The organism is Planctomycetia bacterium, assembly GCA_015200345.1.
Lineage (GTDB): Bacteria > Planctomycetota > Phycisphaerae > UBA1845 > UTPLA1 > PLA3.
Window position 1 is genome coordinate 1,686,582 of sequence record CP054187.1, and the last position, 12,738, is coordinate 1,699,319.

Below are 12,738 nucleotides of genomic sequence, written 5' to 3' on the forward strand. Positions count from 1 at the left end.
CAGCACATATGAAGCACACCGCGACAGATTGGCGTCCTGTTCGATTAGGGACAATCACGCTGGGTGCGGTATTTTGCGCGGTTCTTGTCGCCTGCGCCGCACGACCAGCCGCCCAAAACGCACCTCCAGATTCATCGGCGGAAACCGGCGGTGGACCCGCAGCCGTCGAAGAGCCGTCCGAGCTGTACGCCGGCGGGCTGACCGGTAGCAAGCACGACTTCTCCTTGAGCGACGGGCGCTGGAAGGACCTCTGCACGCCCTGCCACACGCCGCACGAACCAACGCCGCCAACGGCAGCGCCCCCCGGCGCGCCGCCCGTTCGATTCGTGAGTTACGCGGCGGATCCCACGACCCTGGACCGCTCGTCGGTGCTGTGTCTAAGCTGCCACGATGGCGTCACCGCGCAGGATGTGTTCAGCGGCGCGCACGCCCTCTCGTGGGCGACGCCGCTGGGGACGAGCACCCTGCCGATCAGCGGGCGGGTCAGCCACCCGATCGGCGTTCGGCTCCCGCTGGGCGACCCGACCTATCGCAGCCCGGCCGAAGTGCAGGCGAGCGGACGGATCAAGCTGCCGGGCGGGCGCGTGCAGTGCATCTCCTGCCACGATCCGCACAACACCGACCGGCATCCCGCGATGCTGGTTCAATCCAATCGCGGCAGCCAATTGTGCCTCGCATGTCATCGCATTTGAAATTCCACCGAGCCGTCCTTGGCGCGACGCTGGCGGCGCTGCCGACGATGGTCTGCGGCTGCGCGAGCGGTGGGACCGCTTTTCGATCGCAGGTTTCATGGTACGCCGCCGCCTCGCCGGGTCTGAACAACTCATCGGATCAAGTAAATCAGACAACGGGGCCGCGTGCTCTGGCCCTCGGCAACCTGCGGTTTGGGCGGGAACCCTCCGAAACCCGGCAGGCATTGGCGGAATTCTTCCTCGGGGAGCGCATCGAGCGCGGCCCCGGTCTCGTCAAGCCCGGTGCAATCGCGCGACATCGAGACGGATTGCTGATTTCCGACGCCGGGCTGGGCACGCTGGTTCGCTGGACTCCTGCCGCGCAAGCGCTTCAACCGGCGCTGGCCTCGACGGATCCGATTCGCGCTGCCGCCATCGCCGCCTGCGAAAACGGTGATTTTCTCGTCGCGATCCCCGCGGCGTCGGCGGTTCATCGGTACGACGCGCGCGGTCGGTTGATTCGAAGCTATTCGTTGCCGAGCGAGTTTCGACCGATGGGCGCGGCGCAGATCGGCGGCGAAATTTGGGTGACCAACGCGGCGCGACATGTCATTGAGGTCTTCGATTCGGCAAGTGGCTCGCATGGGCGCGCGATCGGGCGGCGCGGGCACGGACCGGGCGAGTTCAACCTGCCGCTGGGCATCGCGGCGTTGGCGAAGGATCATCCGCTCGCGGGCGGCGGCGCGGTGGTGGTGGACGCGTTCAACGCGCGTGTGCAGGTGCTTGATTCGAGCGGCCGATGGATGCACGACCTGGGCGGACCGGGCGATGTCACGGGTCGCTTTGGCAGGCCGATCGGGGCGGCCGTCGGACCGGATGGAGCGCTCTTCGTGCTTGATGCGGCCTCGCAGCGCGTGCACGCGTTCGACGGGCGAGGCAACGCCCTGCTGGCATTTGGTCGTCAGGCGACCGACGCACACTCGCTGCTGCTTCCGAGCGGGCTGTGCGTGGTGAGTTCGCCTGATCTGGCGGACGAGCTGCCGCGCGAGACGGGCCTTGCATTAAGACCTGCCTATTATATTTGGGTCTCGGAGCAAGTCGATCGGCCCGGAATACGGGCTTATGCGTGGTTTCCTGAAGCGGCCGGGCGCGTCGCGCCCTAGTCGTCAAGGCACTCGAAAAAATCGTCCCACGCCTCGCCGATCTCTTCGTTGTCGTCGGCGTCGTCCAGATCGTCGAACAGGTTATCCAGACAGTCGCCGTCGACGACGCCGCAACCGGCGGTCAAAGGCAGCGACGCACCCAGCGCCAACAGACACAACACCGACCCCATCGACCGCCGTGCAATGCGTTTGAGCGTTTCCGTTCGCATGGAATGAAACCCCTGGATACGTACTCGGTCGACGGCGCGCCGCGTTTCAGTTCCCGCCGGGCGCCAGCCTCCGCCGGATCATCTCGGCCCGGGCGATGCTGCGCTGCTCACCCGTCAGCCGGGCACCCTGCACCTTTTGCAGGTGCGCAGGTTGCGTCATCAGGAACAAGTCATTGATCGTCTGAATGGTGACATCCTTGATCCGGCCGAGGTGAACCCCCAACCGCAAGTGCGACAAATGCAGCATCGCTTCTTCGCTGCTGATCGTCCGCGCGTGCCGCAGCGTGCCCAGCGAGCGCCAGACGCGATCGTCCAGCGAAATCGCTCGCTCTGCCGCGAGCGTGCGCCGCGCTTTCTGTTCGTATTCGATGATTTTCGGGATGACCGACAGGCGAAATTCGTTGATCGTGTCTTCCTCGGTGCGTCCAAGCGTCACCTGGTTCGACACCTGGAAGAAGTCGCCCGCCGCCTCGGTTCCCTCACCAAAAAGGCCTCGCACCGCCAGGCGCATGTCGCGCGCCGCGCGAAAGACGCGCTCGATCTCACCGGTCAGCTTCAGACCCGGCAGGTGCAGCATGACCGAGACGCGAATGCCCGTGCCGACGTTCGTCGGGCAGGCGGTGAGATAGCCGTAGCGCGGGTGGAAGGCGTACTCGATCTTGCTTTCAAGTTTGTCGTCCAGCGCGTTGATGTCGCGCCAGATCTCGTCGAGTTGCAGCCCGCTGCGGAGGACTTGAATCCGAAGGTGGTCTTCCTCGTTCACCATGACCGACACGTTCTCGGTCTTGCTGATGGCGACGCCGCGGCTGCCCTTGCCTTCGGCCAGATTGCGGCTGACAAGATGGCGCTCGACCAGGACCTGCTGGTCAAGATCGCTGATGGCGTTCATGTCGAGAAACGCGCCGGCGGCGCCGCCGGCGGCCGAGACGACGTGCGGGCGGAGCATTTCCATGAGTTCGCTGCGCTGGTTTTCGCTGGTTCGGCTCAAGAACGGATAGCCCGCGACGTTGCGCGCCAGGCGCACGCGTGAGCTGATGACGATCTCGTTCATCGGCCCGGTGCCGCGCAGCCATTCACCGGCGTGTCGTACCATTTCATCAAGCATGAAGCGATGTCCCCGGGCACGCGGCCCGAATCAGCTTTCCTCAAGCTGCCGGATGCGATCACGAATGCGAGCGGCTTCCTCGTACTGCTCGGAATCGACCGCACGGGTCAGCTCGCGCCGCAACCGCACGAGGTCGTTCTCCGCCGCGCGCGGCGCGTTGAGCCGATTGGGCACCTTGCCGATGTGATGACTCGCGCCCTCGTGGGCGCGCTCGATCAGCGGCACGAGCGCCTTCTCAAACGCATCGTAATCGTGCGGGCAGCCCAACTGGCCCTGGTTCCGAAACTCAACAAACGTCAGCTTGCAGTGCGGACAGGCCAGATCCGCCAACTGCTGGATCACCGTCTTGTTCATCACCAGACCGGTGATCAACTCCCCGAGTTGCACGTGCGCCGGCGCCTTCGGCAGGATTCCCTCTTCCTGCGCGCAGCGTTCGCACAGGTGGCGCTCCTGCTTTTCCCCTTGCACGATGTCAGTCAGGTGGACCGTCGCCTGCTGCTTCTTGCAGACTTGGCAGTTCATATTCATCTGGCGAAGACACTCCGTCGGACGCGCCGACCCCCACCGACCCCGTCGGCAGCCGTCTCGCGCAATCCTCGCGCTCTCGATATTCTATCGTCAATTATGGGCCGTTGCATCACTTCCCCCCGCCGGGCTTTATGGATAATAGCTCGCCGCGCAGCGCCGCGTCTCCCACACGCGAACCCACCCCACGCGCAACCCGTGCGCCAGCCCCGCCGACAACCGTTCCGCGATATACCGAGCTACCTGTTCCGTCGTCGGATTGATCCCTGCAAAGGCCGGGTGCTCGTTCAAGTGCCGGTCGTGCAACTCCGCCACGATCCCATCCAGCTTCGGCTGGAGCACCGTGAAATCCGCCAGCCAGCCGGACGAATCCAGCTCGCTCCCTGACACGCACGCCTCGACCTGCCAGTTGTGGCCGTGCAGCGGTTCCAGCGAGCCATCGGGCAAACGGAGCTGATGCGCGGCGGAGAATTCGGCGAGAAGCGTCAACTCATAGTGCGGCACGATCCCCTCCCATCCTGCTCGACGCCGATCCACGCAAGCATCATCGCGGGGAGTCCCTGAAGAAACAAGCGCGACGGCGTCTGGTCGTTCAATGCGAAACGCGCCTCGTCGGTCAGCACAAAGATGCTCGCGATGAACGCGAGCAATCCTGCCGTCAGCCACGCGGCCGCACCGGTTCCGCGCGCGAAGCCGCTTCTCAAACAAGCTCGCACAATGCAGCCCAGCAGAAGCGCGCCCAAGACCGCGACGGCCGGCCCCAGCGACAGCCACGCCAGCCCGTGCCGCATCAGCGCCGCCCACGCCTCTGGATGATAGCGGATTGTCGTCATGGCCCGGCCCTGATCGCCGAAGTCCACCACCCATGCCGTGATTGCGGCACCAGCCACCAGCGCGAAAGCGGCAATCAAACACACTCGCCGCGGCGCGTTTTGCCAGAACGCCGCGCCGGCCATCCCGAACACCAGCAGCGTCAGCACTGCATAGCCGATCCCTTCGCGCTTCGTGCACGCCGCAGCCGACGCAAAGGCAACCGCCAGGACGAAGTCCGTGACACATCCAAGCTGCCGCCATCGCAGCAGCGCACCGACCGTTGCACTCACAAAGCAAGCCAACGGCAAATCGGCGTAGCCCGGCCGATAGACATGAATGCACGCGAGCGGAATCGAGCCGGCGAGATACGCCGCAATGATCGCCCGACGGCGGCAGCCGATGGATGCCAGCGCCCCGCCGACGACACCAATCAGACTCGCATAGAATAAGATCCACGTCAGCCCGACGAGCCCTTCGGACCACTGCCCCAAGCACATCGCAGGCCACGCTGCGATCAGCGGCAAGAGCGGCGGGTAATTCGTGTACGAGCCCGCCTGGTAAAACGGCGAAACGGGGTCCAACGGCAGCGTTCCCAAACCCGCAATCACCTTCGCCTTGTAGAGCCAGATCGTGTAGGCGTCGTCGGCGCGAATCGGCACGTCCAGCGCCACGCCGACAAAGGTTATCAGTCGCGCGGCAGTCAACACGGCCATCAGCGCAACGGCGATGGCGAACCACGCCGATGCGCCGCGTGACAAAGGCCCTTCCAGTCGTTTCTCGGCTGTTGCGACGGGAGGCACGGATTCTCTCGCCGGATGGCCGGTGATGGCATCGCGTTCGGCCCGGCGGCGGCGATGCGCCTTCACCCATTCGATCGCGACGCCCATCGCCATGAGAACGATGATCGTGCCGATGACCTGGATGCGACCCGCAAGCGCCGACTGACCGTACAGCATCGCGGCGAGAAGGACCTGCCCCAGCAGCCACCCCGCGCCGATTCGCCAACCCCGGCTTCGCTTAGACGAATCAAGCAGCGCGAGCAAACCCATCCCCGCCGTCCACGGCAGACCCATTCCAAACAGGAGCGTCAGGCTCATCGCGCGACCCTCCTCCCAAGCAAGAAAACATCGGAGTCCATTGAGGCGACGCGTTCGAAGGGCGAGTTCGGATTCAGGGCGGCTTCGAATCGATCGCCGTTCGCCCGGATGGCCGCGACGTAGTCCGCTTGCGACGGATCCTTGACACGACGAAAGGTCGGCGCGAGCAGGTAATCCAGCCGGTGCGCCGGATAGAACGGGTCGGCGGCGACGACGGCATAGGTCGCGCCGGGCGGCGCATGGTGGCGCATGGCTTCCGCGGCCCAGGCGATGTCCTCGCCCCACAGGTGGGCTTGCTGTTGCACGGGCGTCAACGACGCAAACACGTCACGCTCGGTGCGCGCCTGCCGCGCGAGATTCCACGTTGCCCAGCCGTCGACCACGAACCACGCGATCAGCAACGGCGCAAGACACGCGAACCGGGAGAGCGGTCGCCGCCTCGCCGCGGCCCACGCCCCGGCCAGACCGATCAGCGTCAGAACGAACTCGAGCAGCATCCGGTTCAGCGCTCGCCCCAGGATCGTCGGCCCGCGCAGGAAGTTGACGGAATGATTGGCGATCGGCTCCGGCTCGATGAACGATTGCCACGCCAGCGCGAGGCGCTGCGCGGCAGGCGGATTGGGCAATTCCAGTTTGATAAGCCGCACTGCGGTGAGCGGCTCATCCCGGCCGACGATTTGCACGCCGAGGCGATGAATCCGCACGGGCGGCACCGGCATCGACCGATCGATCGTGACGGGCGCTGGTGTCAGATTTGTGGCACTCTCCGCATAGCGATAGGCCTCGCCGGGCGACTCCTGCCAGAGCATGCGAACAAGAACCGGCGCCGAGTCCCTTCCCGGTGAGACCATCGACGGAAACGCCAGGCTGACGCGCAGCACCGGCGGCGTGTCGAACACCCACGCGACCGGTGGCAAGATCACGCTGATCGGCCGATCGCCCTGCATTTGAAGCGTCAGCCCCTGCTCATTCAGGGACGCGAGATGGGCGTTGATATCCGCGCCGACGAGAGACGCCTCCGTCGTCGGCGTCCATGACCACGGGGACCACGGCATCATGAACGGTTGCGCGAGCAAGGAAGTGCCAATCAAGGCCATCAGGCAATACGTACAGAATCGCACCGACCGCGATAAGAACGGGCGCGTCGGCGATGCGACGACAACGGGGTTGTTTGGATCGATCGTCACGGCTCGCTATAGTAAGCCCCGGTGTGAGAATCGACGAATCGTAAACCGCACCCGCGTTCGGCATCGTCGCCGCGGCAAGCATGCAGGGACAGCCCGTGCCGAGTTATTTTCCCAGTCTGTCACAATTGCAGCCCCTCGTCGGGCGGGGGCGCACCGCGCCGGTGTTTCGCCGATTGCTGGGCGATCAGTTGACTCCGGTCAGTGCGTTTGCCCGATTGAGCGCAGGTGCTCCGCGCGCGTTCCTGCTCGAGAGCGTCGTCGGCGGCGAGAAGATCGCCCGGTACAGTTTCGTCGGTGCGAACCCGCGCACCCTGTTCCGCGCAAAGGATCGAACCGCGACCATCCAGCGCGATGGCGCGATCACGCACACCTACCCCGACCTCGCCGATCCGCTGGCCGAACTGGCGCGGCTCGTGGACGAGCATCGATCCGCATCCGACGGTGCGGCCCACGTCGAGTCCGTGACGCTGCCCCGTTTCACCGGCGGCGCGGTGGGCTTCGCCGCGTACGACGCGGTGCGCTACCACGAACATCTCCCCGCACCCCCGCCGGATGATCGCAATCTGCCCGATCTGGACTTCGGCATCTACGATGAAATGGTCATCTTCGACCATGTGAACAAGACGCTGCTCCTGGTCGGGCACGTGCCGCTGGACGCACCGAACCTCGCGGACGCTTATCACTCCGCCTGCGGTCGCATCGACGCGCTCGCGGCGCGACTCACCGCCGAATCGGCTTCGCTTCGAACGGACTTCCCGCTCGATGCCGCGCCCGATCTTCCCTTCACGAGCAACGTGCCGCGCCCGCAGTTTGAAGCGACCGTGCGCCGCGCCATCGAATACATCCGCGCCGGCGACATCTTCCAGGTCGTCTTGAGTCAGCGGCTGCGTGTGCCATCGGCCGCCGATCCCTTTGACGTGTACCGCGCCTTGCGCGTCGTGAATCCGTCGCCGTTCATGTTTTTTCTTCGCACGCCCGATTGCGTGTTGATCGGGGCCAGCCCGGAAATTCTCTGTCGCGTCGAGGACGGCACGATCACCAATCGGCCTCTGGCCGGAACGCGTCGCCGCGGGCACACGGCCGAGGAGGACGCCGCGCTGGAGCGCGAGCTGCTGGCCGACGCCAAGGACCGGGCCGAGCACATCATGCTCGTGGACCTGGGCCGCAATGATGTCAGTGTTGTGTCACATCCCGGCACGGTGCGTCTCACCGAGTGCATGACCGTCGAGCGCTACAGCCACGTCATGCACCTGTCGAGCAACATCACCGGTCGCCTCGCGGCGGGGAAGACCGCGATCGACGCCCTGAAGGCCGCCCTGCCGGTCGGCACGGTCAGCGGCGCGCCGAAGGTTCGCGCCATGCAGATCATCGACGAGCTGGAGCCGCATCGCCGCGGGCCGTACGGCGGCGCGGTCGGTTACCTGGATTTCGCCGGAAATATGGACACTTGTATCGCCCTGCGCACGCTCGTTGCCCGGACCGGACCGGACGGCTGGAACTACGACGTGCAGGCCGGCGCGGGCGTCGTCGCCGACAGCGACCCCGGCGCGGAATGGGAAGAGACGATGAACAAGGCACGGGCCATGATGCGCGCCATCGCCCTCGCCGCAGCCGATCCGAGCGAATCCGGCGATCGATCCGATTGACAGCTTCGCGTGGCGCCGCTAGGCTTTCTTCCCCTCGAAGCACCCCCCAGCCCGGGTGGCGGAATTGGCAGACGCGCCAGGTTGAGGGCCTGGTTCCGGTTATACGGAGTGCAGGTTCGATCCCTGTCCCGGGCAGTTACTTCCTACCTGGTTTGATAACAGCAAACATGGTATGTGCAGCGCGACCGGCAATCTACGGTTGCGCCGCCGTCGCGGGGGCAATCGCGCCGTCCGGCTCGGCCGGCTGTGACGTCGCGCCGCTTTGGGAAAACTTACGGTAATCCTCGATCGTGCTCTGCATCACGAGAATCTCAACGCGGCGGTTCTCGGCCTGCTGCGTTTCACTCACGGCTTCCTTCACGATCGGCTCATACGGGCCCACCGCGACGAGCCGCAATCGCTCCGGCTCGACGCCTTTGGCGATCAGCCGCTCGCGCACGGCCCGCGCTCGGGCGAATGACAGCTCAATGGCATCGTTGTGCGATCCGGGGTCGTCCGGCTCGGCGAAGGTGTGGCCGCGAATCTCCACGCGATTGCGATAGCCGCGGATCTTCTCGGCGATTTGATCGAGCAGCGCCAGCGCGACCGGACCGGGCTGGGACTTGTTCGGCTCGAAGCCGATGCGGCCGCCGATGGTGACCTCCAGTCCATCGCGAATCTTGCGCACCTTGTACTGTTTCCCGATGGACGACGCCTGGTCGGAGTAACCGTAGTTGGCCGGCATGGGCGGCAATTGAAGCGTTTGAAGCATGAGCAGGAGCGATTTGAAATCCACCGAGTTGTCGGGCATCCAGCCTTTTTGCCCCGGCGCACCGAGGGCTTCGCGGATCGACTCCATCGCGGTCATCATCATCTGCTCGTCGTCATCGAAGTTGGCCATCGCGGCCAGCAATACGAAAAAGCACAAGAGCAATGACATCAGATCGCCGTAGGTCACGACCCATTCCGGCGCTCCGGACGGTGCGGCGGGCTTTTTCAGTGCCATGTGCGTTTCCCGTGAATCCGGCGCGTGCAGGACGCACCCGATGCCTCTTCCATGTTTTGCTTCGCCGGTTTCGTCTCACGCCGCCTTGGCACCGGCCTGCCGTGCGGACGGCGAGAGGAAAACCATCAGCTTCGACTCGAGCATGCGCGGGTTCTCGCCCGCCTGAAGTCCGACGATGCCCGCCTGGGCGATCGTCAGGTTCAGCATCTCGCTGGCGTGCGTGTTGTTCAGCTTGTCGGCCAGCGGCAGACACACCATGTTGGCGAGCACCGCGCCATACATCGTCGTCAACAACGCGACGGCCATACCCGGTCCGATCTTCTTCGGGTCGTCCATGTTCTGAAGCATGATGACCAGACCGACCAGCGTTCCGATCATGCCGTAGGCCGGCGCGTACTTGCCTAGCAGGTCTAGCACCTGCTTGCCCTCTGCGTGGCGCGCGTCGATCGCCATCAGTTCGTACTCCATGGTCTGCTTGACGATCTCGGGATCGGTGCCGTCGATGACGAGTTGCAGGGCGTTGGCGACGAACTTGTTATCGATGCTGGCCACCTGGTTCTGAAGCGCCAGCACTCCCTCGCGGCGGCTGATGTCCGCGAGTTTGACAAATTGCTTGATCATTTCATCGGCCGGGCGATTTTTGTTGAAGAGCGCGTTCTTGACGATGCCCATCAGCCCGAGGAATCGGTTGAGCTTGACCGAGAGCAGCGTCGTCGCGATGCCGCCGCCGACGACCATCACGAACGACGGTGTATCCCAGAAGCCGCTCGGATCGCCGCCCGATCCTGATATCATCGCCCAGAGAAAGATCGCCACGCCGGCGATGAATCCGATGAGTGTTGCGAAGTCCATTTCGTTCTGCCCCGTAATCCGTTACGCCTGCCCCGGTTCCCGCCGACTCGACCGGCCCCGGAGACCGACACCTTATCGGCGCACAAAAGGCGTGAGGTTACTCCGGACTTGCAGCCGATCCGCCAAACGGGAAGGTCCGAAAATCAACTCCTGATATCCGGGCAAAGCGGCACAGAGAGAATCGAAACAGGCACGGACTCACGGCTTCGGGCCGGTCTGCTGCTCCAGCGCTCGCAGGGCGGCCAAGGCGCCGGCGTGGCCCGGCTGGCGCGCCAGCACGTCACGGTACTGGTCAGCCGCTGCCTGGGCTGCGCCGCGCTGCTGCAGGGCAAATGCCAGGTTCATCCGCGCGGGGATCAGCCCGGGGTCCAGTTCGAGTGCGCGGCGGAAATAGACGATTGAATCATCAAGCCGGCCTTGTCGCCCAAGTACGCCGCCCAGGTTGGTCAGCGCTGGCGCGTACGAAGGATCCAGCGTCAGGGCGCGCTGAAACCGTTGCACGGCCTCGTCCAGGCGCCCCAGATCGCGCAAGGCCAGCCCCAGGTTGTTCTGCAGCGCCGCGTCGTCGGACCGGAGTGCTTCCAGCATGCTGTACTGCGCCAGGGCTTCGGCCGGGCGGCCGGCATCCAGCAGCAATCCGGCAAGATTCAGCCTCGCGTCGCGATCCTCGGGATCGCACGCCAGCGCCCGCTCATAACACGCTACCGCTTTTGCGGGCTGGCCGGTGTATTCGTAATGGTGCCCGAGGCCAAAGTGCAGCTTGGCCGCGCGCGGTGCGCCGATCAGCATGTGCTGATACAGCGCCTCGGTGGAGCGCCACGGGCGAATCGTTGCGCGCGTCACGGCGAACTCGGCCGCGATGACCACCAGCCCCGCCGCCAGGACAACCTGCTTGAGTGCGAGCGGCGCGACCCATTCCGCCAGAGCGGCTCGCAGGCCCGCCGCGAGCGGCAGGAGCAAGCCGATCGCCGGCAAATAGACGTATTTATCCGACGCCACAACCACCGTGAAGCCGATCACTCCCAGCGTCGGAAAGATCATCGTGAAGAAAATCATCGCTCCGACAAGCGGGGCGGCCGTCCAGCGCCGCGCGACAAGAATCAACGCAACGAAGAGGAGCGGCGTCAGGATCAACCCGGCCAGCACCGTCGGATGCGATGGGGATAACGGCTCTGGAAATGCGTAAAACGCAGAGAGGTCCGCGGGCCAGAGAATCTTCCCCAGATAGAACGCCACATTGTGACAAAGCATCATCGAAATGCGCGACCAGCCCTGCTGCGACGGCGCCTGCACGTACGTCGCGGATTGCGACCGATACGTGACCACCGCCGACACGATGCCCAGCGCCAGCAGCGGCAGCTTTTCGATGATCGCCCGCCCCCACGCCCGATTCGGCGGCCAGGCCGGCACGCGCCGCAGCGGCCACACATCCATCAGCAGCATCGCCAACGGCAGCGGCGTGCTGGTCGGCTTGGACATCAGCGCAAGCAGATAAAAACCCAGGGCGGCCCCGATTCGCCGACGTCCACCCCCCGGCGCGGGTCGTTCTGTGGCGAACCGCGCCGGATCGGACGGCCCGACGTATGCGATGAGCGACAGCAGCGCAAACATCGTCGCAAGCAGCGTTTTGCGCTCGCCCACCCACGGGATCGGCTCGACCGTCAGCGGATGCACACCGAAGATCAGCGCGGTCAGAGCGGCCGACCCGACGACGGCCCATGAATTCGACCCGTTTGTCGCGAGCGCCCGGCCGTCAAGGGGACGCTCCAAGACCTGCTCGCGCTCCGCGCTGCGCCGCAACATGCGATGCAGCAGCACCATGATTAGTGACGTGTTAATGACATGTAGCAGCAGGCTCGTCCGATGAAAAGGCCGCAACTGATCCGGCCGGCCGCCCAGTGCCACGTCGAGCATGAGCGAGATCATGGCCAGCGGCTGGTAGTATCCGCCGACGGTGGATGGGTTGAGCACCTCGATCACGAAGCGCCGGGCGCTGTCCCAGCTCGGGTGGCGCACCAGCGGATTGTTGATGAGATACTGATGGTCATCCGGCGCGAGGGCCTCGGCGTCCAGCGCCGGCGCATGCGCCGCGGCCGTGACGAGGGCGAGAAGCAGCACGACCGCCGGTAACCAGCCTCGCCCGCGCGTGACTCTCCGGTCTACCATCACGGAAACCATAGAAGCGGCAAGTAAAATAAAAAGCCCGAAGCGGATTCACAACGGTCCGAGCGCTCGGACAGATCAGAGGCTGCTGGCGGTATCGGAGAAACAGCCGACGGTGGGATTTGAACCCACGACCTCAGCTTTACGAAAGCCGTGCTCTACCGCTGAGCTACGTCGGCGCGGTACCTCGAAAGGAGTCCGGGCAGTATAGTCGCCGCGGCCAAACTATCAATCCGAAGCATTTTCCGTAATGCGAGAGAGCCCGTCAAGGGCGACGTCGACGCTCCGGAGTCGAGTCACGATCGTTCGGCCCTGGTATCGC

At 64.9% G+C, this 12,738-nt stretch carries 12 protein-coding genes and 2 tRNA genes; 4 read left to right on the forward strand and 10 right to left on the reverse strand.

Translation table 11 applies throughout. The features are described from left to right. Positions 1-8 precede the first annotated feature (8 nt). Positions 9-692 carry a cytochrome c3 family protein gene (locus tag HRU71_06940; GenBank protein QOJ03239.1) on the forward strand — a complete coding sequence of 228 codons (684 nt, stop codon included), beginning with the start codon at positions 9-11 and terminating at the stop codon, positions 690-692. Next, positions 677-1,834 carry a hypothetical protein gene (locus tag HRU71_06945; protein QOJ03240.1) on the forward strand — a complete coding sequence of 386 codons (1,158 nt, stop codon included), beginning with the start codon at positions 677-679 and terminating at the stop codon, positions 1,832-1,834. Before HRU71_06940 ends, HRU71_06945 begins: the two co-directional genes overlap by 16 nt. Here HRU71_06945 and HRU71_06950 read toward each other — a convergent pair. The 6 genes from HRU71_06950 to HRU71_06975 form a co-directional block, all read right to left on the reverse strand. After that, positions 1,831-2,043, reverse strand: coding sequence for a hypothetical protein (locus HRU71_06950; GenBank protein QOJ03241.1), 213 nt, complete (start codon positions 2,041-2,043; stop codon positions 1,831-1,833). The genes HRU71_06945 and HRU71_06950 overlap by 4 nt on opposite strands. Before the next feature lie 46 nt (positions 2,044-2,089). Then, positions 2,090-3,148 (reverse strand): protein arginine kinase, encoded by a 1,059-nt coding sequence (locus HRU71_06955; GenBank protein ID QOJ03242.1) that lies wholly within the window; start codon positions 3,146-3,148, stop codon positions 2,090-2,092. A 30-nt stretch (positions 3,149-3,178) separates the two neighbouring features. Continuing rightward, a complete protein-coding gene (locus tag HRU71_06960; GenBank protein QOJ03243.1) occupies positions 3,179-3,676 on the reverse strand; it encodes a UvrB/UvrC motif-containing protein in 498 nt (165 codons plus the stop codon). 129 nt (positions 3,677-3,805) lie between these two features. Beyond that, positions 3,806-4,177 carry a 6-carboxytetrahydropterin synthase gene (locus HRU71_06965; protein ID QOJ03244.1) on the reverse strand — a complete coding sequence of 124 codons (372 nt, stop codon included), beginning with the start codon at positions 4,175-4,177 and terminating at the stop codon, positions 3,806-3,808. Beyond that, positions 4,159-5,583: a hypothetical protein gene (locus tag HRU71_06970; GenBank protein ID QOJ03245.1), complete on the reverse strand. Its 1,425-nt coding sequence runs from the start codon at positions 5,581-5,583 to the stop codon at positions 4,159-4,161. Before HRU71_06970 ends, HRU71_06965 begins: the two co-directional genes overlap by 19 nt. Then, the gene (locus HRU71_06975; GenBank protein QOJ03246.1) at positions 5,580-6,641 is read right to left on the reverse strand and encodes a hypothetical protein; all 1,062 of its coding nucleotides are present in this window, start codon (positions 6,639-6,641) and stop codon (positions 5,580-5,582) included. Before HRU71_06975 ends, HRU71_06970 begins: the two co-directional genes overlap by 4 nt. Positions 6,642-6,850: 209 nt before the next feature. Here HRU71_06975 and trpE point away from each other — a divergent pair, with 209 nt between their 5' ends. Both trpE and HRU71_06985 read left to right on the forward strand, forming a co-directional pair. After that, positions 6,851-8,416, forward strand: coding sequence for an anthranilate synthase component I (gene trpE, locus HRU71_06980; GenBank protein ID QOJ03247.1), 1,566 nt, complete (start codon positions 6,851-6,853; stop codon positions 8,414-8,416). 49 nt (positions 8,417-8,465) lie between these two features. Then, positions 8,466-8,551 (forward strand) — tRNA-Leu (locus tag HRU71_06985). A gap of 58 nt (positions 8,552-8,609) precedes the next feature. On the opposite strand, the gene HRU71_06990 is transcribed toward HRU71_06985, so the two are convergent. The 4 genes from HRU71_06990 to HRU71_07005 all read right to left on the reverse strand — a co-directional run bounded on the left by HRU71_06990 (position 8,610) and on the right by HRU71_07005 (position 12,595). After that, a complete protein-coding gene (locus HRU71_06990) occupies positions 8,610-9,401 on the reverse strand; it encodes an OmpA family protein (protein ID QOJ03248.1) in 792 nt (263 codons plus the stop codon). A 75-nt stretch (positions 9,402-9,476) separates the two neighbouring features. Then, positions 9,477-10,253, reverse strand: a complete 777-nt coding sequence (locus HRU71_06995; protein QOJ03249.1) for a MotA/TolQ/ExbB proton channel family protein — start codon at positions 10,251-10,253, stop codon at positions 9,477-9,479. Positions 10,254-10,451: 198 nt separating this feature from the next. Continuing rightward, on the reverse strand, positions 10,452-12,419 hold the full coding sequence (locus tag HRU71_07000; protein ID QOJ03250.1) for a tetratricopeptide repeat protein: 1,968 nt from the start codon (positions 12,417-12,419) through the stop codon (positions 10,452-10,454). 104 nt (positions 12,420-12,523) lie between these two features. Then, positions 12,524-12,595: transfer RNA gene (locus tag HRU71_07005), tRNA-Thr, on the reverse strand. Positions 12,596-12,738 lie beyond the last annotated feature (143 nt).